The organism is Actinomadura alba (assembly GCF_014323705.1).
Lineage (GTDB): Bacteria > Actinomycetota > Actinomycetes > Streptosporangiales > Streptosporangiaceae > Actinomadura_C > Actinomadura_C alba.
In genome coordinates, this window is record NZ_JABVEC010000005.1 from 57341 (window position 1) to 82525 (window position 25185).

The 25185-nt window shown below is 71.0% G+C and carries 21 protein-coding genes; 17 read left to right on the top strand and 4 right to left on the bottom strand.

What is annotated here, in order from left to right:
* The first annotated feature begins 322 nt into the window (after window positions 1-322).
* Both HKK74_RS39720 and HKK74_RS40750 read left to right on the top strand, forming a co-directional pair.
* Window positions 323-943: an HAD family hydrolase gene (locus tag HKK74_RS39720; protein ID WP_312881360.1), complete on the top strand. Its 621-nt coding sequence runs from the start codon at window positions 323-325 to the stop codon at window positions 941-943.
* 80 nt (window positions 944-1023) lie between these two features.
* Window positions 1024-1419 (top strand): cold-shock protein, encoded by a 396-nt coding sequence (locus HKK74_RS40750; protein WP_187242655.1) that lies wholly within the window; start codon window positions 1024-1026, stop codon window positions 1417-1419.
* Between the two features lie 88 nt (window positions 1420-1507).
* Here HKK74_RS40750 and HKK74_RS09020 read toward each other — a convergent pair whose 3' ends face one another.
* Entirely contained in the window at window positions 1508-2881 is a 1374-nt protein-coding gene (locus HKK74_RS09020; RefSeq protein ID WP_187242656.1) for an MFS transporter, read from the bottom strand.
* Between the two features lie 117 nt (window positions 2882-2998).
* On the opposite strand from HKK74_RS09020, the gene HKK74_RS09025 reads away from it, so the two are divergent.
* Window positions 2999-3814, top strand: coding sequence for a DUF3027 domain-containing protein (locus HKK74_RS09025; RefSeq protein ID WP_312881362.1), 816 nt, complete (start codon window positions 2999-3001; stop codon window positions 3812-3814).
* Between the two features lie 250 nt (window positions 3815-4064).
* Window positions 4065-7253, top strand: a complete 3189-nt coding sequence (locus HKK74_RS09030) for a sacsin N-terminal ATP-binding-like domain-containing protein (protein ID WP_187242658.1) — start codon at window positions 4065-4067, stop codon at window positions 7251-7253.
* A gap of 53 nt (window positions 7254-7306) precedes the next feature.
* Here the strand turns inward: HKK74_RS09030 and HKK74_RS09035 are convergent, their stop codons facing one another.
* Window positions 7307-7651 (bottom strand): DUF2530 domain-containing protein, encoded by a 345-nt coding sequence (locus HKK74_RS09035; RefSeq protein WP_187242659.1) that lies wholly within the window; start codon window positions 7649-7651, stop codon window positions 7307-7309.
* A gap of 270 nt (window positions 7652-7921) precedes the next feature.
* Between HKK74_RS09035 and HKK74_RS09040 the strand changes: the two genes are divergently transcribed.
* From HKK74_RS09040 to HKK74_RS09080, 9 genes are all read left to right on the top strand, one after another.
* Window positions 7922-9346 carry an NCS2 family permease gene (locus HKK74_RS09040; RefSeq protein WP_187242830.1) on the top strand — a complete coding sequence of 475 codons (1425 nt, stop codon included), beginning with the start codon at window positions 7922-7924 and terminating at the stop codon, window positions 9344-9346.
* A gap of 151 nt (window positions 9347-9497) precedes the next feature.
* Window positions 9498-9926, top strand: coding sequence for a MarR family winged helix-turn-helix transcriptional regulator (locus tag HKK74_RS09045; RefSeq protein ID WP_376771519.1), 429 nt, complete (start codon window positions 9498-9500; stop codon window positions 9924-9926).
* An 11-nt stretch (window positions 9927-9937) separates the two neighbouring features.
* Window positions 9938-11182, top strand: a complete 1245-nt coding sequence (locus HKK74_RS09050) for an MFS transporter (protein WP_187242661.1) — start codon at window positions 9938-9940, stop codon at window positions 11180-11182.
* A 97-nt stretch (window positions 11183-11279) separates the two neighbouring features.
* Window positions 11280-11849, top strand: coding sequence for a TerD family protein (locus tag HKK74_RS09055; protein ID WP_187242662.1), 570 nt, complete (start codon window positions 11280-11282; stop codon window positions 11847-11849).
* Window positions 11850-11857: 8 nt separating this feature from the next.
* Window positions 11858-13564 (top strand): TerD family protein, encoded by a 1707-nt coding sequence (locus HKK74_RS09060; RefSeq protein WP_187242663.1) that lies wholly within the window; start codon window positions 11858-11860, stop codon window positions 13562-13564.
* Between the two features lie 70 nt (window positions 13565-13634).
* Window positions 13635-14213 carry an RNA 2',3'-cyclic phosphodiesterase gene (gene thpR / locus HKK74_RS09065; protein ID WP_187242664.1) on the top strand — a complete coding sequence of 193 codons (579 nt, stop codon included), beginning with the start codon at window positions 13635-13637 and terminating at the stop codon, window positions 14211-14213.
* Between the two features lie 11 nt (window positions 14214-14224).
* Complete coding sequence (locus HKK74_RS09070) at window positions 14225-14362, top strand: hypothetical protein (protein ID WP_187242854.1); 138 nt, start codon at window positions 14225-14227, stop codon at window positions 14360-14362.
* Between the two features lie 52 nt (window positions 14363-14414).
* Window positions 14415-15386: a YjiK family protein gene (locus HKK74_RS09075; RefSeq protein WP_246491368.1), complete on the top strand. Its 972-nt coding sequence runs from the start codon at window positions 14415-14417 to the stop codon at window positions 15384-15386.
* Window positions 15387-15524: 138 nt separating this feature from the next.
* A complete protein-coding gene (locus HKK74_RS09080) occupies window positions 15525-17480 on the top strand; it encodes a hypothetical protein (protein WP_187242666.1) in 1956 nt (651 codons plus the stop codon).
* 19 nt (window positions 17481-17499) lie between these two features.
* Here the strand turns inward: HKK74_RS09080 and serC are convergent, their stop codons facing one another.
* Window positions 17500-18612 (bottom strand): phosphoserine transaminase, encoded by a 1113-nt coding sequence (gene serC, locus HKK74_RS09085; RefSeq protein WP_187242667.1) that lies wholly within the window; start codon window positions 18610-18612, stop codon window positions 17500-17502.
* Window positions 18613-18807: 195 nt separating this feature from the next.
* Window positions 18808-19074, bottom strand: a complete 267-nt coding sequence (locus HKK74_RS09090) for a hypothetical protein (protein WP_187242668.1) — start codon at window positions 19072-19074, stop codon at window positions 18808-18810.
* 86 nt (window positions 19075-19160) lie between these two features.
* Between HKK74_RS09090 and HKK74_RS09095 the strand changes: the two genes are divergently transcribed.
* The 4 genes from HKK74_RS09095 (at window position 19161) to HKK74_RS09110 (ending at window position 25145) form a co-directional block, all read left to right on the top strand.
* Window positions 19161-21950, top strand: a complete 2790-nt coding sequence (locus HKK74_RS09095) for an ABC transporter substrate-binding protein (protein WP_187242669.1) — start codon at window positions 19161-19163, stop codon at window positions 21948-21950.
* A 229-nt stretch (window positions 21951-22179) separates the two neighbouring features.
* Window positions 22180-23415: an MFS transporter gene (locus tag HKK74_RS09100; RefSeq protein ID WP_187242670.1), complete on the top strand. Its 1236-nt coding sequence runs from the start codon at window positions 22180-22182 to the stop codon at window positions 23413-23415.
* Window positions 23416-23526: 111 nt separating this feature from the next.
* Complete coding sequence (locus HKK74_RS09105) at window positions 23527-24297, top strand: class I SAM-dependent methyltransferase (protein WP_187242671.1); 771 nt, start codon at window positions 23527-23529, stop codon at window positions 24295-24297.
* A gap of 95 nt (window positions 24298-24392) precedes the next feature.
* Complete coding sequence (locus tag HKK74_RS09110; RefSeq protein WP_187242672.1) at window positions 24393-25145, top strand: sulfotransferase family protein; 753 nt, start codon at window positions 24393-24395, stop codon at window positions 25143-25145.
* Window positions 25146-25185: the final 40 nt, after the last annotated feature.

A 25185-nucleotide genomic window follows, 5' to 3' on the forward strand; every position in this document is an offset into this window, starting at 1 on the left:
CGCCGGCCCGATCGTCGTGCGGATGTTCCGCCATGACGTCCTCTTCTCCGTCGCGTCGTCCGGCGCGACCGCCCGAGGTTCAGCGCGGTTCGCTGGGCAGGTACCGGGGTATATCCCGGATCACGAAACTGTTGTTTCGGACGGGCGGATTCGCCAGATCCGGTCGATAGAAATCAGAGTTGCATTTCACGCCAGACTCCCGCGCCCTCCTACTCGGATCCCGTCGCATCGCCACTACCAGGGGGGCGCGGGTGCGTGTGCACCGCCGCACCGCACCAGGGCAGTGGCAAATCCACCAAATGCACCTCATACCCTGTCGATCGTGTACGACCGTGATTTCACCGTGGGTTTCGATCTGGATATGACGCTCGCCGACACCAGGGCCGGCATCGGCGCCGTTCTCGACGCGCTGAGTGCCGAGAGCGGCGTCTTCATCGACAGCACCCTGAGCGTCACCCGCCTGGGCCCCCCGTTGGCGATCGAACTGGCCCACTGGTTCACACCCGACGAGGTGCCGGTGATGGTCGCCCGGTTCAGAGAGCTCTATGCCGGAATCGCCATTCCCGCGACGACGCCCATGGCCGGTGCCGCGGCCGCTCTCACCGCCGTGCGTGCCGCGGGTGGGCGGGTCGTCGTCGTCACCGCGAAGAACCAGCGCGACGCCGAGAGCACCGTCCGCTTCCTGGACCTGCCGGTCGATCGCGTCGTCGGGTCGCTGTGGGCGGCCGAAAAGGGAGTCGCCCTGACGGAGCACGGCGCCACGGCCTATGTCGGTGATCACACCGGGGACATCGACGCGGCGCGCGCCGCGTCCGCTTGCAGCGTCGCGGTGGCCACGGGGCCGTTCGATGTTGCGGCGCTACGGGCCTACGGCGCCGACCTGGTGCTTCCGGATCTGCTCACCTTTCCGGACCGGCTCTCCGAGCTCGGCGTGCTCCCCTGACCCCCGATACCGTGTTCACCGTTTTGCGGTCGAGGCACTAACCTTGAAGCAATTCACACGAGAGCAGGACGAGGTCACCTGTGCCCACTGGCAAGGTCAAGTGGTACGACACCGACAAGGGTTTCGGATTCCTAACCCGCGATGACGGCGGAGAGGTCTTCGTGCACTCCACCGCGCTGCCGAGCGGCGTCACATCGCTGAAGTCGGGGCAGCGGGTCGAGTTCGGCGTGGTCGAAGGGCGGCGGGGGCAACAGGCGCTCTCCGTGCGGACCCTCGAGGCGCCACCCTCCGTCGAGAAGTCGGTGGCCAAGGCCCGGCGCAAGAAGCCCGACGAGATGGTGATGATCATTGAAGATCTCATCAAACTGCTCGACGGGATCTCCAACACCTACCGGCGTGGCAAGCACCCGTCACCCGGCGACGCGAAGAAGATCGCCACAGTCCTGAATGCCGTCGCCGACGACCTGTCCGCGTAGCGGGCGCTCGCGGCGTTTCAACGGGTCGTGTGCCTCGACGTGTCGTGTGTTTCCGGGGGATTCCGTGATTCCTCGGGCCCGCGCGAGTTCACGGTGACTTCGCGGTGGCCTCCGCCGCCTCGCCGCTGACGGGACGACGAGCCCGCCGGGACGTGGCGCGCCGCCGCCGCCGTACCCGCTGTGACAGCAGAAGCGCCAGCGACAGGCCCAGCGCCGCCGCGACGCTCGACAGCGCCACCCGTCCGTCGAAGCCGGTGGACATTCCGAGCCCGATCAGCCCGCCGAGCACCCACACCAGTTGGTGCAGAGTCTCCGAGACCGCGAAGGTCGAGGAGCGCACCTCCTCGCCGATCTCCCGCTGGACGACGGCGTCCAGTGAGAGCTTGCCCAGCGACTGGCCGAACGCGCCCACGAACGCCACCGCCAGGGCCGCCCACAGCCCGAAGAACACGGCGCCCACGGCGGCCATGGTCGTCGCGAAGGCGAGCGTGCCGAACACGATCAGCTGTGGCGCGCGGGCCTTCGCCCGGGCACCGAGCACCGTGCCCACCATGCCGCCCGCCCCCGCGCAGGCGGCGAGCAGCCCGAGGGCCAGATTCGGCGAGACCGGGTCGAAGCGCTGCTCCCGGAGCAGGAAGGCGAGATAGAGGATCAGGAAACCGGAGAACGCGCGGAGCGCCGCATTGGCGAGCATCGCGTCGCCGACCACCGGGCCCACGCGCAGCAGGGTCCGCCATCGGGCCCGACCGCCCGCCTGTGCCGGCTCGGTGTCGGTCTCGGGCGTGTCGACGTGCTTGGGCAGCCGGATGCTGAAGACGGCGCCCAGGATGAACACCAGCATGGCGATGCGCAGCAGCCAGTCGTGACCGATCAGCACCCCCAGGCCCGCTCCGACCGGGGCGGTGATGGAGGCCGCGATCAACCCGGCGAACGACGCTCGGGCGTTCGCCGTCACGAGTGTGATCTGATCGGGCAGCACGCGCGGTGTGACCGCGCTGCGCAGGACGCCGAAGGCCTTCGACAGCACCAGCACGCCGAACGCCGCCGGAAGGAAGGTCACCGCGTCGCCGTGCGACACCGCGCCGGCCATCCCCCAGCACAGCAGGCCGCGGGCCAGCATCGTGCCGGCCATCGCGGCCCGGCGGGCCGAGCGCATCCGGTCCAGAGCCGGGCCGATCAGTGGAGCGATCAAGACGAAGGGCGCCATCGTCACGACGAGGTAGAGCGCGACCTGGCCGCGAGCCTGGTTCACGTCGAGCCCGAAGAAGATCGTCCCGGCCAGCGCCACGGCCACGAGGGCGTCACCGGCGCTGTTGACGGCATGGGCCTCGATCAGGCCGCCCAGGCCACTGCGCCCGGCCCCCTGGGCATGCGTCGCACGCCTCGTGGTGCGGGCGATCCGGCGGGTGGCGCCGCGAATCGATCGCCCGGCGCGGCGTACCGATCGCCCAGCGCTGTTCATGTGCGCCCTCACTCCCATCTCAACAGTCTCTCCGACACTGGCCCTTCCACGGAATCCGTGTCCTAACCGTGGCCCATGGTGCGCTGTCATGCCCATCCATGGGGGACAATCGTGTATGTGAGCCCACTGCCGCGATCGAGTGCCGCGCCCACGCGCCGGACCCGTACCCCCGTCGTCGATGCCGCATGCGCGGATGCGGTCGACCTCGCCCATGCAACCGCCGAGGAGACGGCGTGGCCTGGGAAGGTCGGTGAACACCAAGGTCTGCAGGCCGACGGAGACCGGGTGGTCACCCACTTTTTCGCCTGCCTTGACCCGGCTTATAACGGCTGGCGCTGGGCCGTCACCGTGGCCCGCGCCTCACGCGCGAAGGCCGTGACGGTCAGCGAGTGCGTGCTGATGCCGGGCGAGGCGGCCGTGATGCCTCCGCAATGGGTGCCGTGGATCGATCGGCTGCGCCCGGGCGACCTCGGCCCGGGTGATCTGCTGCCCACCGCGGTGGACGACGCACGGCTGGCCCCCGGTTTCACGCAGGTGGACGACTCGACCGATCGGCAGATGCTGTGGGAACTCGGCCTCGGCCGGGCCCGGGTGCTGTCCGCCGAGGGCCGCGACGAGGTCGCCACGCGCTGGTACGAGGGGACCGCCGGGCCGCGGACCCCCATCGCCGCGTCGGCCCCCGCGCCCTGCTCCACCTGCGGATTCTTCGTGCCGCTCGCCGGCTCGCTGCGGCAGTTGTTCGGGGTCTGCTCCAACGAGTACGCCCCCGACGACGGCAAGGTCGTCGCGGTCGATCACGGTTGCGGCGCGCATTCCGAGGCGGTCGTCGCGCCCTCCGCGGTCGACTACGCCCCGCCGATCGTCGACGAGCTCGGCTACGACGTCGTGGCGGCCGGTGCGATGGCCGACGAAGAGGCCCTGGGGCACAGCTGAACCGCCACCGCGGGGCGAGGTGGGTGCCCGCGAGGGGCCTCCGCGGTCCTGGCCGAGGGACGCGTACAGCCTCTGGACAGGGCCGACGGACGCTGTGGCGAGCGGTGGAGGCGGCGCACGTGTGGCGGCGACCGTGGCCCGAGCCACAGCCGGGTCGGCCACCTCAGGAGCGCGTGGGCATCGCCGGGCACCACGGGACGCGGGCGGGAGCGGCCGCCGGGCATGTACGGCGGCTGGCGGTGACGTGGTGATGGACGATCCCTTCGGAACCGGCGACCTGCGTGAGCGGGTGCTCCGGGCATGGGCGGCGGCGCCGGCGCGATTCCGCGAGGACGCCAATGCCGAAGAGGACTACGCGCTCGGGGGCTATCGCGATCGGGTCGTGATCGAACTGGCGCAGAACGCCGCCGACGCGGCCCTCCGCGCGGGTGTGCCCGGACGGCTGCGGCTCAGCCTGCGCGGCGGCGTGCTCACCGCGGCCAACACCGGCACGCCGCTCGACGCCACCGGGGTGGAGGCGCTGTCGACGCTGCGCGCCTCGGCCAAACGCGATGAGATCGGCACCGCCGGCCGCTTCGGCGTGGGTTTCGCCGCGGTGGTCGCGGTCAGCGACGAACCATCGATGATCTCCGCCGAGCCTGGCGGCGCGTATCCGTACCTTTCCGGCCAGGTCGCCGGTGTCCAGTGGTCCGCGGCGCGCACCCGAGAGCTCGTGGAGGGGATTCCCGCTCTCGCCGACGAACTGTCGCGACGGGCCGGCCGTGTTCCCGTTCTGCGCCTGCCCTTCCCCGCCGATCCGGCCCGGCTCGAGGAATTCGCGACGGCCGGTCACGGCGCGGCCCATGAGGCCGAGGCGAAGCCGGGGGACGAGCGGCGGGGGGACGAGCGGTACGACACGGTCGTGCGGCTGCCGCTGCGGGACGCCGAGGCCGAGCGGTCCGTACGCCGTGCGCTCGATCAGTTGGGCCCGGCTCTGATGCTCGGGCTGCCCGCGCTCGCCGAGGTCGAGATCGAGGTCGACGGGACCACCCGCACGCTCACGGCGACGCACGGCGACGGCATGGCGACGATCAACGGCACCGAATGGCGCACGGTTGAGGCGCACGGCGAGATCCCGCCGCAGCTGCTGGCGGACCGGCCGGCCGAGGAGCGGACCCGGCCGTACTGGCGGCTGCGCTGGGCCGCGCTCGCGGACGGGGCGGCCCTGCCCGCCGACGTACCGGCCGTGATCCACGCCCCGACTCCGAGCGACGAGCGGCTCGGCCTGCCGGCCCTGCTGATCGCTTCGTTCCCACTCGCCCCCGACCGGCGGCACGCCGCTCCGGGGCCGCTCACCGACTTCCTCGTCGAGCGGGCGGCGCGGGGCTATGTCGATCTGCTGCGCGCGATGCCGGTGACCCCACGCCTGCTCGATCTGGTCCCCGGCCGGGTCGGTTCCGGCGAGCTGGACGCCAGGCTCCGTGGCGAGATTCTGGCCGAGCTTCCCGGCACCCCGCTGATGCCCGTGGCCTCGGGCCCCGAGCCCGCGGACGCCGATCTCCAGCCTTCTCCAGGGCCTGCTCCTCGGTCCGCTCTTCAGCGCGGTCGCGATGCCGTGGCCGTCGACGGTTCGCCCGCGCTGCTGGGCCTGCTCGCGCCCGTGCTACCCGGCCTGCTGCCCGCGGGCTGGCCGGTCCGGCACCCGGCGCTCGCCGCGCTCGGCGTTCGGCGGATCGAACTGGCCGACGTGATCGACGCGCTCGCCGGACTGGAACGTGAGGCCTCCTGGTGGCACCGCCTCTACGACGCGCTGTCGGGGGCCGACGCCGATGCGCTCGGCGCGCTGCCGGTGCCGCTGGCCGAACCACCCGGAGACGACGAGGCCGAGACGTCCGAGGGGGCCGGGTTCTCCCCGCGTCCACGCTCGCCGGCCGGCCGGGTGCGGATGAGGCGCGGGCCGCGGGGGCTGCTGATCGCCGGACCCGGTGTGGACCCGGCGGAACTCGCCGCCCTCGATCTGCGCTTCGTTCACCCCGAAGCGGCCCATCCGCTGCTGCACCGGCTCGGCGCCGTCGAGGCCGGTCCGCGAGCGATCCTCGCCGATCCGGCCGTACGCGCCGCCGTCGCGGGGTCCTACGACTCGGATGACCCCGAGCCGGTGGCGCGGGCGGTGCTCGGCCTCGTCGCGGCGGCCCGCCCGTCGCCCGGGGAGGAGCCCTGGCTGGCCGACCTCACGCTGCCCGGTGCCGACGGGGAGTTCTACGCGGCGGGGGAACTGCTGCTCCCCGGCGGTCCGCTGCACGACGTCGTCGCGGCCGATGCCCCGTTCGGGGTGGCCGACCCCGCGCTCGTGGAGCGGTACGGTGCCGAGGCCCTCGAGGCGGTCGGCGTCCTCGGGACCTTCGCACTGGTGCGTGAACACGACGTGCCCCTGACCGACCTGGCCTTCGACCTCGACGGTGAGGAGGCGTGGGCCCGCGAGGTACTGGCCCGGCTGCCCGAGCAGGACGTGCCGCCGCTGCTGCCGGAGCTGGTCGCGGTGCGCGACCTGGAGCTCGTACAGAAATGGGACGCCGCGCTACGCATGCTCGCCGAGCCTCCGCTGCGCTCGGCCGTCGCCGATCCGGCGTACGTCGTGCTCGACGACGGCCGGCGGGTCGCCGTGCCCTCGTACACGGCGTGGTGGCTGCGCAGGCACCCGGTGCTGGGCGGACGCCGGCCCGCCGATCTGGCCGCGCCGGGTTCGGATCCGCTGCTCGCCGGGCTGTACGACCTCGCACCCGCCGGGTCCGACCCGGGCCTGCTCCGGGTGCTCGGCGTACGCACATCGCTGGCCGAGCTGCTGGCCGAGCCGGGCGGTGCCGACGAGCTGCTCAACCTCCTGGCCGATCCCGAACGTACGGTCTCGCGGGCGCAACTGCGGGCGCTGTGGACGGAGCTGTCCCATCTCGACCCGGCGGACGTCGATCCGCCGGCCCGGGTGCGGGCGGTGACCGGCCATGAGCCCGAGGTCGTCCCGGCTGAGGACGCCTTGATCCTCGACAGCCCCGATCTGCTGCCGCTGCTCGGTGGACAACCGCTGATCCTCGCCGGGTACGACGGCGCGGGGAGACTCGCGGAACTGCTGGACATCTCGCAGGCGAGCGAGGAGATCCCGGGCACCGTGGAGTCGCGCGGCACCGTCCGGCCGGTGCCGGACGTCGTACGCGAAATCCTGCCGGGCGCGCCCGACCGTTACGTCGAACATCACCCGCTGGTCGTGGACGGGCTCGACGTGCAGTGGCGATACGACGGGGTCACACTGCACGCGAGCGGCCCGGCCGGGCTGGCCCGCGGTCTGGCCTGGGCGGCCGGCCGCTGGGCGGATCGGCTGCTCGTCGAAGCCGTGTTGCGGGATCCGCGTGACCTGCCCGTACTGCTCGCCGAGGCCGACCTGGACGAGCACCAACCCCCGTCGTGATCATGCACGTGTCGTCGCCGCGCGGCGGCCGGCCCGGATCGCCAGAGGTTCGATCAGGCGGTGCCTTGGTCGCCGCGATCTGCCTGATCGGTCTCGCGCCGGGCGGGCTGCTCGCTGCCGGGCCTGCCTTGATCGGGGTCGTCGGTCTGAGCCGTGGTCCTCTGGTGGCTGGCGATCAGGGCGGTGCGGCTGCGTTGCAGCCGGGGGATGTACACGATGCCGAACAGCCCGATGGCCATGCCGGTCACGCAGACCCACAGCCACCAGCGCTCGTCCTCGGGCAATCCGATCAGGAGCAGTACGACGAGCGCGACGGCCCAGGCCGCCGCGCCGGCCGCGGAGAGGCGGACGTCGTTGGTCTCGAGTGGAGGCGGAGGCGGGCGCCGTGGTCGGGCCATGCGATCAGGTTAGACGACCGCCGGTGGGCGGTCGCCGCCGCTGAGGCCAGGGCGGCGACACGCGGTGGTGCACGAGTACCACGGCGGTGGTCACGCCGCGCATGACCGACGCCGCTCACAGTTTTGTTGTGCATTTGGTGCCGTTGACCGCTTTCCCGGTCTACCGGGCATCTGGCACTCTGCAGTGCCGTGATCGAGAAAGCGGCGGAGAAGCAGCGGCCCGCGAGCGGGCTCGACAGATACTTCAAGATTTCCGAGCGCGGCTCCACGATGGGCCGGGAACTGCGCGGCGGGCTGGCCACCTTCTTCACGATGGCCTACATCGTCGTCCTCAACCCGCTGATCATCGGCACGGTCGCCGACGGTGACGGGCAGTTCCTCGGTGATCTGACCGAGCCGGGGGCGAGCATCCCGCTGGTGGCGGCCGCCACCGCGCTCGTCGCCGGGGTGCTCACCATCGGCATGGGCCTGATCGGCCGCTACCCGTTCGCGATGGCCACGGGGCTCGGTCTCAACGCCGTCGTCGCGTTCGGCATCGCCGGCGGCATGTCCTGGGAGGACGCGATGGGCATCGTGGTCCTCGAAGGGCTGGTGATCACGGTCCTGGTGCTCACCGGGTTCCGGGTGGCCGTCTTCCGTGCGATCCCGGCCGAGCTCAAAACCGCCATCGCGGTGGGGATCGGCCTGTTCATCGCCCTGATCGGCTTCATCGACGCGGGCTTCGTCCGGCGTATCCCGGGCGCGGAGGGCGACGCCTCGGTCCCCCTGCAACTGGGCGGAAGCGGCAGCTTGTCCGGCTGGCCGACGCTGGTCTTCGTCCTCGGCCTGCTGGTCACCGTCCTGCTGGTGGCGAAGCGGGTCAAGGGCGCCATCCTCATCGGCATCGTGGCCACCACGGTCCTCGCCATCGTCGTCGAGTGGCTCGCCGAGATCGGCCCGTACAAGGGGATCGGCCCCGACGGCAAGCCCTTCGTCAACCCCGACGGCTGGCAGCTCGGCGTGCCCAGCCTGCCCGACGACGTCACGGGAACTCCCGACCTCAGCCTGCTCGGCGACTTCAGCCTGCTGGGCGGTTTCGAGCGGGTCGGCGTCGTGGCGGCGCTGCTCTTCGTCTTCACCGTCATGCTGGCGGACTTCTTCGACACGATGGGCACCGTCGTCGGGGTGGGCGCCGAGGCCGAGCTGGTCGACGAGGACGGTGATCTGCCGGGCGTCAAGAGCGTGCTGCTGGTCGACTCCGTGGGCGCCGCGGCCGGCGGGGCGGCGTCGGTGTCGTCCAACACGACCTACATCGAGTCGGCGGCGGGCGTCGCCGAGGGGGCGCGCACCGGCCTGGCCAGCGTGGTCACCGGTGGGCTGTTCCTCGTCGCGATGTTCTTCGCCCCGCTCGTGAGCGTCGTGCCCTTCGAGGCCGCGACGCCGGCGCTCGTGGTCGTCGGTTTCCTGATGATGACCCAGATCCGCCACATCGACTTCGGCGACTACGACGTCGCGATCCCGGCCTTCCTGACGATCGTCCTGATGCCCTTCTCGTACTCGATCACGGTGGGCATCGGCGCGGGCTTCATCAGCTACGTCATGATCAAGGCGGCCAGGCGGCGGTTCGCGGAGATCCACCCGCTGATGTGGCTGATCGCGGCGCTGTTCGTCCTTTACTTCGCGCTCGACCCGGTGAAGACACTGCTCGGGGTGTGACGACGCCGCCGCGGTTCGCCGTGCGACGATGCTGCTCCCAGTTGAGCGAGCGGAGGATGCCGAAATCGTACGCTTTGCTAAGGATTTGGCGGAATAGCCCAACACGCCGTATCGTTAGCAAGAGTAATGACTTCAGCGAATGAACATGGCAATGTCGCAGACCAGAAGCCGCGCAGGCCTGGCCCAGGACCTGCGCATCTCGATCGCACGCCTGTCGCGCCGGCTGCGCGCGCAAAGCACAAGCGGTCTATCGATCACGCAGCAGGCCGCGTTGGCGGCCGTCGAGCGGCACCAGTCGATGAGTCCCCGGCAGCTCGCCGAGCACGAGAAGGTGCAGCCCCCGTCCATGACCCGCGTGATCGCCGCGCTGGAGGAGCAGAACCTGCTCGTCCGGACCCCTCACCCGACGGACGGCCGCCAGGTCGTGCTGAACGTGACGGATCAGGGACGGGAACTGCTGAAGGAGCAGCGGCGGCGCAAGCAGGCCTGGCTGTCGCAGCGGCTGGAGGAGTTGACACCGGAGGAAAGGGCGGTCCTGCGCCAGGCGGCGCCGATCCTGGAGAAGCTGAGCCGCTCGTAGCGCGCGGCGGGATGTTCCGCTCGCTCGGCAATCGCAACTACCGGCTGTTCGCCAGTGGTCAGGTGGTGTCGAACACCGGGACCTGGATGCAGCGGGTGGCACAGGACTGGCTGGTCCTGGACCTCACCCACGGCAGTGGCACGGCGCTCGGCATCACGACCGGGCTGCAGTTCCTGCCGCTGCTCCTGTTCGGCCTGTGGGGCGGAGTCATCGCCGACCGCTACTCGAAGCGGCGCGTCCTGATGATCACTCAGGTGGCGATGGGCGCGCTCGCCCTCATCCTGGGCGTCCTCTCCATCGGCGGCGTGGCGCAGGTGTGGCACGTCTATCTGCTGGCGTTCGGCCTGGGCCTCGCGACGGTGGTGGACAACCCGACCCGGCAGAGCTTCGTGATCGAGATGGTCGGCAAGGGCGACCTGCCCAACGCGATCGCCCTGAACAGCGCGACCTTCAACGGCGCGCGGGTCGTCGGCCCCGCCATCGCGGGCCTCGCGGTCGCGCTCGTCGGCACCGGGCCGGTCTTCCTGATCAACGCCGCCTCGTTCGGCGCGGTCCTGCTCGGGCTGAAGGCCATGCGTGAGAGCGATCTGCACCACGTGGCGGAACGCGTACCGCGCGCCAAGGGGCAACTGCGCGAGGGACTGCGCTACGTGAAGGGCAGGCGAGATCTCGTCCTGGTCCTGGTCCTGGTCGGCTTCATCGCCACGTTCGGCATGAACTTCCAGTTGACGACCGCCCTGATGGCCAGGGAGGTGTTCCACAGCGGAGCCTCGTCGTTCGGGCTCGCCTCGACGATGCTGGCGGTGGGTGCGCTGGCGGGTGCGCTGCTGTCCGCCCGCCGGGTCAGCCCGAGCCGGCGGATGATGCTGATGGCGGCGGTGCTGTTCGGCGTCTTCGAGGTCCTGGCCGGCCTGATGCCGACCTACTGGTCGTTCCTGGTGCTGCTGGTCCCCACCGGCATCGCGCTGATGACCTTCACCACCACCGCGAACGCGACCCTGCAGCTCAGCGTCGCACCCGAGATGCGCGGCCGGGTCATGGGCCTCTACATGTTCGTCTTCCTCGGCACCAACCCGTTCGGCGCGCCCATCGTGGGCTGGCTGGCCGAGCAGTTCGGGCCGCGCCTGAGCATCGTGGCCGGCGGTCTCATCGCGACGGCCGCCGCGACCGCGGTCATCGTGGTGATGGTGCCGTTCGCCTCAATCGTAAGGATATTGCGTTCATTGCCGGATGCCCTAAGTTTCCAACGTGCCTGACAATGGACCATGGCGGCTGGAAAGCTTGCCATATGGGGCGTGCCGGGCCATGCCGTAGCGGCGGAACCGTACCCGGACGGTTAACGAGGAGGCGGCGATGACGGTCTCGATGGTCAAGGGTCAGCGGATCTCGCTGGAGAAGCCCGGCGGAACCCTGACACTCGTCCGGATGGGGCTCGGCTGGGACGCGGTGAAAAAGCGCGGGTTCTTCGGCTCGCGCGAGCGTGAGATCGACCTGGACGCGTCCTGCGTGCTGTTCGCGGACGGCCGCATCACCGACGCCGTCTTCTTCGGCAAGCTGGTCAGCGACGACGGTTCGGTCCGCCACACCGGCGACAACCTGACCGGGCACGGTGACGGCGACGACGAATCGGTGATCGTCGACCTCAACCGGCTACCGGTGCACATCAACTCGCTGATCTTCACGGTCAGCTCGTTCAACGGCCAGAACTTCAACGAGGTCGAGAACGCGTTCTGCCGGCTCGTGGACGAGACCAGCGGCGCCGAACTGGCCCGTTACACCCTCACCGGCGGTGGCGGTCACACGTCCATGGTCATGGCCCGGCTCTACCGGCACGGCAGCGCCTGGAAGATGGCCGCGATCGGCGAGCCCGGTCAAGGCCGTACGTTCCAGGACATGCTGCCGCAACTCGCCGCGTACGTCTGAGCCCGGCCGTGCCCGACCTGATAAGCGGTGCCAACGCGCCGCTCGATGCCCCGCGCGTCGCCGCGGCGGTCCTGTGCGCCCTCCCTGCCGACGTCAGCGCCCTGCTCGTCGGCGCGGACATGCGCGTACGGTCCGACGCCGACCTGGTGTTCTACAACGCGCCCGAGAGCGGGGGCGTGCGGTGGTCGGACGGCGGCGGCGGTCAGCGCATCGATCTCGATCTGGCCGCGGTCGCGGCCGACGTGCACGCGATCCTGCTGGTGGTGAGCCTCGCCGGAGCGGCCTCGTTCGGCGCGATCCCGCCGCCGCGCCTGCAGCTCACGGCCGAGGGCGGCCGCACCGTCGCGGTGTTCACCCCCGACGGGCTGAGTTCGGAACGGGCCATCATCGGGCTCGAGGTCTACCGCCGCGGCACCGGGTGGAAGGTCCGCGCGGTCGGCCAGGGGTACGACGGCGGGCTCGTCGATCTCGTCACCGCACACGGCGTCGAGGTCGACGATCCGGGGGAGCAGGCGGGTTCCGACGCGGCCGCTCCGCCCGCCGGGATGGCCGTCGGGGCCGCCGTACCAGGGGCCGGCACACCGGGGCCCGACGGTGCGCCGCGGCCGAACGTCCCGTACCGGCGGGACGACCCCGCCCGCTCCGCGGCATCGCCCCGGCCGTCCCAGCAGGACCTGCCGCCCGCGTCCCCCGACGGCGAGGTCGGGTACGTCGAACGCGCCTGGCTGGTGTGGGAGGACGCCAGCCGTTCACTTGCCGCCTATCGCTCGACCGGCGAGCACGCGCTGACCATCCGCAACGACGAGCTGACCGGGCGGGTGCCGAAGGGCCGCTACCAGGAGCTCCTCGACGCGGCCGCCGAGCGGCTGAACGCCGACGTCGGCCAGCTCCGCGACGAACTGGTCGCCGCCGAGCACCAGGCGAGCGCCGAGATCGCCCCGTTCGGCGGGGTCTCCTGGCTCACCTGGCAGCCGCGTGCGGATCTGGCCGAGGGCATCCTGCTGGGTCATCTCGGCGCCCCGGAGCTGCCCGGGCTGCGGGTGCCACTGATCCTCCGTATGCCGCTGCGGCGGGCGACCTGGATCTCCAGGGGCGTGGTGCCCGGCGAGTCGCTGGTCTTCGCGTGGTCGCTGGTCAGCCGGCTGCTCGCCGCGTTCCCGCCGGGAACGGTGGGGATCGACGTGATCGACGCGTCCGGGCTGTCCGGGGCCGGCTGGCTACACGGCTTTCCCCCGGCGACGGTGCACCACCTGCTCGGCGGGGGCGTGGCCACGGGGCCGGCCGCGACCGAGCGGGTACGGCGCCTGCTCGACATGGTCGATCTGCGCATGATCGGTGGTGCCGAGACCGAGACGCCCGCCGCCCCCGTCAGCGGGCCCCCGGTGCGGCTCGTCGTCGTGCTCGACGCCGGCGCGGCCCTCGCCGACGGGGACGAGTCCCACCAGCTGGTCCGGCTGGTCGAGGACGGCCCGCTCGCCGGGGTCCCGGTGCTGCTGGTCGAGACCGACACCCCCGTCCCCGAGTCCGTCCGTACGGTGCGGGTGCGCCAGACCTGCCACAACCTGCCGTGCGGTGAAGGAATCGTGGCGGACCCGTGGGTCGGCGGCGACTGGACGCTGACCCCCGACCTACTGCCCGACGCCGGCGACGGCACCCGCGCTCCCGCGTTGTTCTCGCACCTCCTCGGCGAGCACACCCGGGGTCTGGTCACCTGACCTCACCCGGGAGTGACAGGCGGCACCTCGGCTGACAGGCTTTGTCCGTGGCATATCCGGCGTCGTCGTCATGAGGCTGTTCGTCGCGCTGCCGTTGCCATCGCGGGTTCTCGGCGAACTCGAGGAGGTCGTCGCCCCGCTCAGGATCAGCTGGCCCGATCTTCGATGGCTTCGCCGTGATCTCATGCACGTCACGCTGGCCTTCCTGGGCGAGATCGACGACCGGACGTTCGACCGGCTCACCCCCCGCCTGGAACGCGCCGCGCGCCGCTACGACCCGCTGACGCTGTCGCTCGCTGGAGCCGGCGCCTTTCCCGGGGGCGGCGCGCACGCCCGCGTGCTGTGGACGGGCATGTACGGTGATCGGCGCACCCTCGCCAGGCTGGCCGCCTCGGTCACCGCGGCGGGCAGCAGGGCGGGGTCCCCCTTCGGTGAGCACAGGTCCTTCCGGCCCCATCTCACCCTGGCCCGCTGCCGCCGGCCCACGGACGTACGGCCGCTTCTGGACGAGCTGTCCTCGTTCGCCGGGTCGCCGTGGATCGCCGATTCGATCTGCCTGGTACGCAGCCACCTCGGTGCACAGGTCCGGCACGAGACGTTGCGGACCTGGCCGCTCGGCCGGCCCGAGACGTCCGCCGACCCGACGTGATGGGAGATCAGGTGAACGGGCTCCCGGCAACAAGGCACGCGGTCCCGCCGCATAGGCTGCCATCCGTGAACCGCCCACCGCGATGGCTGCTGCCGACCGTGCTGACCGCGCTGATCCTCGCCGTGATCATCGGCAGCCTGCTGAGCTGATCTGTGAGCGGGGTGGTGTGTCGACGCCGCGACGATGGGGGAAGATCGACACATGCGAGTGCTCGTGGCCTTGATCGGTGCGTTCTCGCTGCTGGGGGCGGGCGCGGCGTACGCGAGGGTGGTGCCCGATCCCGGCATCGCGTTCACCATCTCCGACAGCCGGGTCACCGAGTCCAGCGGGCTCGCGTTGAGCACCCGGCATCCCGGCGTCGTCTACACCCACAACGATTCCGGCGGATCGGCCGCGATCTACGCCATCGGCCCGGACGGCCGCACGAGGGCCACGCTGACCGTGTCGCGGGCGTACAACCGCGACTGGGAGGGGATCGCCGTCGGCCGGGATCAGGCGGGTCCTGCGATCTTCGTGGGCGACATCGGCGACAACGCGGGCGGCGCCCAGCCGTACGTCACCGTCTACCGGGTGCCCGAACCGGCCCGGCTGGCCGACCAGACGCTGGCGGCGACCGCGTTCCGGCTGAAATACGAGGACGGGCCGCGCAACGCCGAGTCGTTGCTCGTGAACCCGCGCACGAACCGGCTCTACATCGCCAGCAAGCAGTTCGGCGGCGGGCTCTACGAGGCACCGGCCAACCTGCGCGCTGACCGCGTCAACGTGCTGCGCAGGGTGGGCGCGGCACCCCTGCTCGCCACCGACGGGGCCTACGCGCCCGACGGACGCCACTTCGTCATCCGGACCTACTACGCGGCGCACATCTACTCGGCGCCGGGCCGGCTGCTGCGGATCGTCTCGTTGCCGAACCAGGAGCAGGGCGAGTCGATCACCTACTCCGCGGACGGGCACTCGCTGCTCGCCGGCTCGGAGGGGCCGCGGTCGCCGGTGTACCGGGTGCCTCTGCCGGGCGACGCCTCGTCCGAGCCGGGGAGCGCGGCGTCGTCGCCGCCGGCCGCGGCGGGCGATCCCGCCGCCCGCAGCGACGGGTCGGGCGTACGGAGCGCCGTGCTGCTGGGGGTCGTCGCCATCGGCGGCTTCTTCGCGTACCGCCGGCTGCGCGGTCGTTCCTGAGCCGGGTGAGATCGCCCGAAACGGCCTGCGCCGGACCGCTGTCACGTGGCCACCCGACCTGGTGCGACGATCACAAGGAAACGTTCCCGGGACAAGTTGGCAGTCCCCCCACCGCGCGACATGTCAGGATCTGTGGCTGTGGACCATGAGCTCATCGGCCCGCGGATGCCGGACGGCCGCCGGAGCACCTCAGCGGCGAGCGGGCCGTTCGCCCTGCTGTCGTTCGCCATCGCCCTGCTGCCGGTCCGGCCCGCGTGGCTGTGGGCGGCGCTCATCGTCGCCGGCAACGCGCTGCCCTGGCTGCTCCTGCGGACCCGGCACCGGCGCCCGGCGTCGTTCTGGCGGCTGTCGCACGCCGGCCTGGAGCACGTCGGCCCGTCGGGTGAGATCGTGGCGGGCTACGAGCGTGATCGCATCAAGGAACTCGCCCTCACGGCCGAGGACGGCGTCCTGACCGTCTTCCACAAGTTCGGCGCGACCGAGGTCGGCGCGCTCACCGGGATGGGCTTCGAGCCCCTGACGTTCTTCCTGACGGCACGGCGTCTCGGCATCCCGATCCATGTGCTCGACGGCGACAGTTCGGCGCTCAAGGACGACGAGGCACCGCCTCCAGGGCAGGCGGCCGAGCGGCGGTTGCTCGACCAGGAGGCCGAACTGCTCGCCGCCGTCCACGAGCCCACCGAGCCGCGCGGAGCTCCGGTGCGGCTGGAGTCGCCCCGGCCGGTCCCCGGAAGGGCCCGTACGACCGCTCTGGGCGTTCTGGCGGCCGTGCTCAGCCTGCTGATGATCGTACGGATCGCCCTGGAGGGCCACGTCCACTTCAGCGACCGGCTCACCGCGGGATGCTGGGCGCTCATCGGCACCGCGGCGCTCCTCGTGGCCCGGCGCCGCCTGGAGCGGACCACCCCGGTCCGCTGGACGATCACCGCCGAGTCCCTGTGGGCGAGCGGCCAGGAGGTGGCCGCAGGGGACATCGCGGCGCTCGTCATCGGACCGGGGGTGACGCTGCGCCCGGGCACGGGCGAGCCGGTGGCGGACTCGCTGTGCGTCCTCGCCTTCGACCACCGGCTGCGGCTGCTGGCCCGTCTTCCCGCCCGCGGGCTCGACAAGTTCCAGCTCGCCCACGCGCTGGACGAGCACGGTTACCGGGTCATCACCCCGGACGCCCAGCTGCTGCGACCCTCGGAGTACGGCCTCGACGGGCTTCCGGAGATCTTCGCCCAGGTGCCCGGCGGCCGCCTGGTCGTGGCCGAGGAAGGACTCGGCTGGGCCGACGCGGCGGGTGAGGTCGTGCTGAGGATGCCGCACGACCGGATCGGCGGCATCGAACTGCTGACCATCGGCGGGCACGCATGGCTGAGGGTGTACGACTCCGACGGCGACGAGTTCTTCGCCGCGCCGCTGACCGCGCTGCGCATCGCCCGTACCGATCTGCGGGAGTCGGCCCGCCGGGCCGGGCTGCCGGTGAACGACGCGGAGTACGACGCCTACCTCAGCGCCGCGTTCCATGGCACCGTGTCCGGGCTTTCGGTGGCCCCGGCTGACCCCGCGCCGGCGCAGCCGGCCGGGCCGGCGGCCGAGGCGGGCGCGGAGTCGGGCACGGAGCCGGGCGTGGAGTCCGGCGTGCTGCTGGACGTGCCGCGCCGCTCCCGGATCTGGTCGTACGGCGTCACGGCGGGAGTGTGCGAGATCGTCGCCGTCGTCGGCTCACTCTGGCTGGGGGACGACCTCGGCGGCTTCCCGCTGACGGTGGCATGGGCCGCGCCCGCCGGGCTGCTGCTCGGCCTGGTCGGGGCCTGGCTGTACGACCGGAACCGATCCCAGCTGCGCGTCTCGACCACCGGCATCATGGCGGTCACCGCTCTCGGCCGGATCGACTGGAATCTGCGTCGCGACGCGGTCGGCGGCGTGGGGCTCGACGAGTCCGAGGACGGGATGCCGAAGCTCGTCGTGTGGAGCCCGGCCGGCCGGGTGCTGCGCCGGGTGGCGTTCCCGCCGGACCTGGGCAAGTTGCGGCGGGCCTGCGAGCGTTACGGACTGCCGTGGGGGCCGCCCGACGCCGGCCGCCCGGCCCCTCCGCCCCCCGAACTCTGAGCGTCCCGGGGAGCAGCCGTCAGAGGCGTTCGACGACGTGGTCGACGCAGGCGGTGAGGGCCTCGACGTCGTCGGGGTCGATGGCGGGGAACATGCCGATCCGCAGCTGGTTGCGGCCGAGCTTGCGGTAGGGCTCGGTGTCGACGATGCCGTTCGCCCGCAGGACCTTGGCGACCGCCGCCGCGTCGACCTCGTCGGAGAAGTCGATCGTGCCGACGACCTGGGAGCGCTGTGCCGGGTCGGCGACGAACGGCGACGCGTACGGCGACTTCTCGGCCCAGGCGTAGAGCCGCTGCGACGAGTCGGCGGTGCGCGCCGTCGTCCAGGCCAGCCCGCCCTGTTCCAGCATCCACTCGAGCTGCTCGGCGAACAGCAGCAGCGTCGCCACCGCCGGGGTGTTGTAGGTCTGGTCCTTGCCGGAGTTGTCGACGATCGTCGGCAGGCTGAAGAACTCCGGCACGTACCGGCCGGTCGCCGCGATCTCGTCGATCCGGGCCAGCGCCGCGGGCGAGAACAGACCCGCCCACAGGCCACCGTCGGCGGCGAAGCACTTCTGCGGGGCGAAGTAGTAGACGTCGCACTCGCTGACGTCGACCGGCAGGCCACCGGCGCCGCTCGTCGCATCGACGAGCACCAGGTCGCCGGCCTGACCGACCCGCTTGATCGGCATGGCGACGCCGGTCGAGGTCTCGTTGTGGGTCAGGGCGTAGACGTCGATCCCGTCCTCGTCGCGCGGCACCGGGTGCGTGCCCGGATCGGAGGAGATCACCGAGGGGTCGGCGAGCCAGGGCGCGCCCTTGGTGACCTTGGCGAACTTGCTCGAGAACTCGCCGAACGTCACGTGCTGCGACCTGTCGCGCACCAGGCCGAACGCGGCGGTGTCCCAGAACGCGGTCGTGCCCCCGTTGCTCAGCAGGACCTCGTACCCCTCCGGCAGCGAGAACAGCTGCGCGAGGCCCTCGCGGACCCGGCCGACCAGGGACTTGACCGGCTTCTGGCGGTGGGAGGTCCCCATGTACGTCGCGCCGGACTCGTGCAGGGCGGCGAGCTGCTCGGGGCGGACCTTCGACGGACCACAGCCGAAACGTCCGTCGGCGGGCTTCATGTCCTCGGGAATAACGATGTCGGTCACTCGACCCAGCGTAGTTGACCTGCGGGATCGGGTATCGCCGGGTCCGCATGTTGAGATGTGCGTCCCATCGGCCCGCCACCGCCCGGCGGCACGACGCGCGACCCCGGCCAACGCGCTGGGGCCTCACGCGAACAACTGCATGATCACGGCGAAGAACTCGGCCTTGGCCGTTCCCGGCCAGTCCGCGCCGCTTACTCAACGGCGGCGGCGGTGGGCGAAGGTTCGGAGGCCGGCGGCGATCAGGACGGCGGCGCAGCCGGCGGAGAGCGCCAGGGGATAGCCGAAGGACCTGCCGTCACGGTGCGCGGCCAGGGCCGCAATCGCGGAGTCGTACCCGAGGAGCGCCAGTGCGGCAGCCATGATCACGAGGACCAGGCGACCCGAGATCCGGTTGCGGTGCCGGATCCGCGCCCGCCGTTCCTCCTCGTAGCGCCGTTCCTCGGCGCCGATGCCCTCGCCCACTCGGCCATGATGGCAAAAGGTGGGCCAAGACACGGTATAGATCTACTTCACGGTGGATTGGCGGCAGAGGGTGCGGGAGGTGCCGCGTGGGCTCTGGCGGTGGTGAGGCTCAGATCGATCCTCGGTGGGAGGGGTTGCTCAGCGTCTTCGAGCGGATGCGGGAACGACCCCGGCGTAAGGCGGGGGACCGGATGCGCCCGCTGCTGCTGATGATCGGATCCCGCGCCGAGACCCGCCAGCTCGCCCATCTGTTCGTCGAACGCTGCAAGGAAGGGCGCGACCCGCACGCCCACCTCGCCGCCCCCTCCGCGTCGGCCGACGTGTCGCTGCTGCTGCGCTTCGCCAGCCGCGAGATCTCCAAGCACCACCCGCGGCGCGAGCCACCCATCAGGTTCGCGCTGCTCAGCATGGCCCTGTGGCTCCAGGAGTTGCGTCAGATCCGGCTCAGGGGAGCCCGGGACGAGCAGCGATCGGCGCGTTCTAGCCGTGATGATCAGGAGAACCGCGAGCTCGTCGATGAACTGGTCGGGGTGGACGAGGACCACCGCAGGCGCGATGTGCTCGGGAAGGGCGTGCGGCGGCGCGGCCGGGTCGTGGTGCCCGCCGACCGGGCCGGTGAGAAGGGCAAGGTCGCCACGCTCTTCACCTACCTGGAGCAGGTGGCGCCGCTCGGCATCGCCGGGGTGGCGCTGCTCAGCGCGACGGCGGCGAGCACGCTCGACCTGGCGGCGGCGATGCTGGCGGGTGGGTTCGGGTTGTCGCTGCTCGCCGGGCAGATCCTGGCCCGAACCCGGGACTGGGCCGGCCGGCGCCGGTACCGCTGGTTCACGCGGCAGCCGTACTTCGGCGGTTCGAGGTCGTTCCTCCGCTTCGCCCTGGGGGTGTTCGACCTCCCGGCCCTTGAGGACATCGAGGATCCCGAGGAGCGGGAGCGGGTCGCGCAGCAGCTCGACCTGCTCCTCGTCGCCGCGTTCCTCGAGGACCTGCGGCAGGCCTACCGGCGCGGCATCCTGCGGGCGCACTGGGCCCGGGTTCGCTACCCCGCCCTGATCATCGATCGGGTCCCCGCCGGCCATGTCGGTCTCCGGCTGGTCGAGCTGATCGAGAAGGTTCGCGCCACCACGGACGTCTTCGATCCACTGGTGATCGCCGCCGGCTTCGACGCCGCCGAGGATCCCGCGCTCGCCGACGAGCTGTCCGAGGCCGTCCGGGTCGAGACCCCGGCCGGGCCGGTGGACCTGTCCGGCGTGCGGGCCGCGTGGACGGCGCACCTCGAGTCGCAGGGCCGGGTCGCCGTCCTCGGCACCCGGCGGGAGATACGGGTGCGCACCGACTCGGGCGACGGCTCCGACACCGTGCCCGTTCACCGGCCTCGCCGCAGACCCCGGTCGGCGCACCCGTTCCTGCCCTGGCTCGTGATGGGCGCCATCCTCGCCGCGTCGCTCAGCATGATCGTCTTCGAGACCGTACGTTATTGCGACCCGCACGTGGTGTGGCACGCGCGGAACGGGGAGTGCGTCGGCATCTCCGACGGGTCGTACGTCTTCAGCGAGCGGCTGGCCGGTGTGGAACGGCGGATCGAGAAGCTGAACGACGACGTGCTGAGGTCCGGCAAGCCGTACGTCACGGTCGTCTATCTCGGCCCCATGACCGTCGACCCGGCCACGAGGAACCCGCAGGCCGACCTGCTCGCGGGCATTCACGGCGAGCTCGTCGGGCTGTCCATCGCGCAGCAGGCGCACAACGACGCGGGGGCGCAGCCGCGGCTGCGCGTGCTGCTCGCCAACACCGGATCGAGATTCCGCTACGCCCACGAGGTCGCCGAGCGGGTCAGGGAGAGGGCGGCGCTGGATCGCACCATCGTCGCCGCCGTCGGGTTCGGCCAGAGCAGGAAGCCGACGCAGGACGCCATCAACGTGCTGTCCGAGGCGGCGCTGCCGATGATCGGGACGACGAACACCTTCGACGACACCGCCAAGCGGGCGGGCAACTACTCCCCGTACTACTACCGGCTGGCACCGCCGAACCGCCGCCTCGCGGCCCACGCCGCGCACTGGGCGAAGAGCGGCCTGCTCGGTGTGCGGGCGCGAACCGCGGCGGTCTTCTACGACGCCGGCGCCGACGACCTCTACAGCACCAACCTCGCGAAGGACTTCGAGGCGGCGTTCGGCGAGGGTGTGATGATGCTGCCCTACACCGACCCGACGCAGATCCCCGGCAAAGTGCTGGAGGCGTGCGCGAGGCCCGCCCAGGTCTTCTACTACGCGGGCCGGTCGGACGAGTTCCGGTCGTTCGTCACCAGGCTGTCGACCACGTCGTGCGGCGGACGTCGCATCGTGCTCGGCGCCGACGAGGTGACCAAGTACGTCAGCGACAACGCCGCCCAGCTCGGCCAGACCGACACTGTACGGCTCTTCTTCACCCCGCTGGCGGCCCGCGAGGCCTGGCAGGAGGAGTGGGTGGGGCAGGAGCCGGTCCCGATCTTCTACCGCGACTTCGAGCCCGTCGTCCAAGAGCTGATCGGCAAGGACGTCGCGCCGAACGCTCGCCCGTCACGGACCCACGCGGCCATCGCCTATGACGCGGCCCTCCTGGTCAGCAGTGTGGCAGAGCAGATCTACGGCGAGCAGGGCCTGGCACTGCCGACGGCGGGAGCGGTCCTGGCGGCGCTGACCGAGCCGGACGACTCCGCGCCCTCCCCGCAGGGCGCGAGCGGTCTGCTCCGCTTCGGCCCCCGGTCGGCCGGCCACGAGGTCATGGACAAGCCCGTCCTGCTCGTGCAGGTCCGACCGGACGGAACCCAGCGGGTACGGGCGGTGTGCGGGCGGCTCGTGAAGGGCGACCGGCACACCGCCGACTGCCCATCACCCGGCTGATTCCACTTATCACCAGGTCACCCGCGCTGAGGTCGGGTTCCGGACCGGGCGAATTACCGTCGCGCACGCATAGGCCTGCCCGATTTCGCGAGAACGCCGTACCCGGTGCGCCCGCAGTGGATTCGCAATGCGCCCATCGACGTTCGGCCGATCACATGATTTGATCTGTACGGCTATCGCGTGACCGTGTTGCGGGAGGATTGCGACCTAGGTCTGGGAGGGTCCGGCGTTGAAGGTTCTGCTGCGAAACCGTGGCTTCCTGCTGCTGTTCTTCGGGCAGGCCCTCTCGACGCTCGGGGACAGAGCGCTCATCATCGCCTTCGGCATCTGGGTCAAGGAGTTGACCGGCAGCAATGCCGCCGCGGGTGGAGCGTTCTTTTTTGTGGCATTCCCCTATCTGTTCGCCCCGTTCGCCGGTGTCATCATCGACCGCTTCCCCAGGCGTCTGGTCTTCATCGTCGCCAACGTGACGATGGCATTCACCCTGCTCCTGACCCTATTGGTGCACAACTCCGACCAGGTCTGGCTGTTGTACGCCGTAACGTTCTGCTATGGCGTCTCCGGCATAATCATCACGCCGACCCAGGCGGCCCTCATCACGTCGATCGTCGACGACTCCGAACTGCCGGATGCGAACGGTCTCCTGCAGACCGTAAGCGACGGTGTGAAGCTCTTGGCGCCGCTGATCGGCGCGGCGCTTTTCACGCTCGTCGGCGGACACACCATCGCCATGCTCGACGCCGTGACGTTCCTCGCGGCGGCATTGTGCGTGTGGCGTATCCGAACTCCGGACGAAGAACGACGTGTTGAGAAATCGGTGTCCCTGCGCGACGAGATGCTTGCCGGTCTGCGCCACGTGTTCGGTACGCCCGCCCTCCGCAATGTCGTCATCGCACTGGGCACCGCCCTGCTGGTCACCGGATTCACCCAGACGCTCATCTTCTCGATCGTCGATGACGGGCTGCACCGTGCGGCCGCCTTCATCGGTGTGCTGAGCAGCTTGCAGGGAGCGGGGGCGATCGCCGCCGGGCTGGCGGCCGGCCGGCTCAGCCGGCGGGTGGGCGACGTGAGAGAGGTGATGATCGGGATCGCGTTCATCGCCGTGTCCGCCGTCCTCTACCTCGCTCCGAACGTCTTCGTGGTGGCGGCGGGCGCGGTGGTGTTCGGCGCCGGTATCTGCTGGACGACGGTGGGCATGATCACGGTGGTGCAGCGCCGATCGCCCGCCGAGATTCAGGGCCGGGCCCTGACGGCGGCGATGGGTCTCGTGAGCACTCCACAAACGATCTCCATCGCGCTCGGTGCCGGGCTGTCGCTCGTCGTGGATTATCGGGTCATGCTGGTCCTGATCGCCGTGGTCACCGGCGGCTGCGCGATATGGCTTGCCCGGTATTCGACCGAAGCCCAGCCGGAAATACCGGCGGCGGCCCCGGAGCCGAAGGGCGCCGGCGAGCCGAACACGTAACGCATGACATGGGAGGCCGTCCACAACTGGTCCCACTTCTCGTACCGCTGCTGTTGACACCCGCGCAATTAGCGACGCACTTCTGGAGTTTCGAAAGACAGGTGACGACCGATGGTGAGCCCGTCGCAGATAGCCCCACTGGGCACCGATCCCTACGTCTTCCAGCCCGGTTACTACGATCTCTTCCGCGCCGTACGTGGTGAAGGCGCCCTGCCGAACCCGCGCTTTTTCGCCGACCGCGCACCGCAGGGCGGGAGCGCGCTGGAGATCGGACCGGGTACCGGCCGGGTCACCCTGGCCGTCGCCGAGCGCGTCGCGAGCGTGGTGTGCCTGGAACGCTCGGCGACCATGCGCGCCGTGCTGCTGGCCAAGCTCGCCGAACGTCCGCACCTGCTGGACCGCGTCACAGTGCTGGAGAGCGCGGCACCGACGTTCCGGCTGGGCCGCCGGTTCGACTTCGTATACCTGGCCGGCGTGCTGGAACATGTCCCTCCGCGGGACCGGGGCACACTCTTCGCGACGCTGGTCGAGCACCTGGCCGACGACGGCGAGGTCGCCATGGACATGGTGCTGGCCGAGGCGGTGCCGGACTGGCCCGAGCGCGTCGTGGATCGTGCGGCAGTCGGCGAATGCCGGTACGAGATGTCCTCGACGGCCCGGCGGGTGGACGAGGAACAGGCCCACCTGCGATTTGTCTACCGTACTTACCACGGCGACGCGTTGGTGGCCACCGAGGTCGTCGAGCGCGCCCATTATCTGCACCGCCCGGACGCCGTTCTGTCCGACCTGGCGAAGGCCGGGTTGAATGCGATAGCGGGCACCGCCCTCGCTCCCGCACCGGACCGCGACGACGATCCCGGCACGCTCGTCGCCCGTCGCTGAAACTCGCCGAAATGCACGATTTATCCGATATTAGGCTCCATATTCGATTCTTCTCCTTAGTCGTTTGAGCGCAGTTTGTGTAGTATTCTTCTCGCGTGCAGATCATCGGAGTTGGTCTACTACGCACTGGCACTACTACACTTGCGCTGGCCCTGGATAAGCTCGGATACGGTCCGTGCTACAACATGCGGGCCCTCACTTCCGAGCCGCGACGGGCGGCCGACTGGGCCGCCGCGGCCAAAGACGCTGAATCGGTCGACTGGGACCGGGTATTCGCCGGTTATGAGTCCAGCGTCGGCTCACCGGGCACCGCGTTCTGGCGAGAGATCGTTGACGCGTTTCCGGCCGCGAAGGTCGTCCTCACGGTCCGAGACCCCGAGAAGTGGTACGACAGCGCGGCCCGTACGGTCTCCGCGTCGATCGCGCCACAGCCGCTCCTGGTCCGCCTGCTGAGCTGGCGCGGGCCACGCGGTCACAGCGCCGAGGACGAGGTCCTCGAGGAAGTACAGCGGCTGACGTGGGAGAAGGAGGTCGGCGGGCGGTTCGCGGACCGGGATCACTCGCTCGCGTCCTTCGAGGAGCACATCGCGAACGTACGGGCGCACGTACCGGCCGACCGGCTGCTGGTGTTCGACGTGCGTGAGGGGTGGGCGCCGCTCTGCGCGTTCCTGGGCGTACCCGAGCCGGCGGATCCGTTCCCCCGGGAGAACGACACCGCGACGTTCCAACGCCGCCAGCGGGACGCGCTGACCCGTGCGCTCGTCCCCCGCGCGATCGCCGTGACCGCCATCGGCACCGTCGTCGCGCTCACGGCCTGGGTGGTGCGGCGGCGCCGGCCCCCGTCGTAGCGGTCAGTACCGCCCCAGGGCGGCAGGACCGGCGAACCTG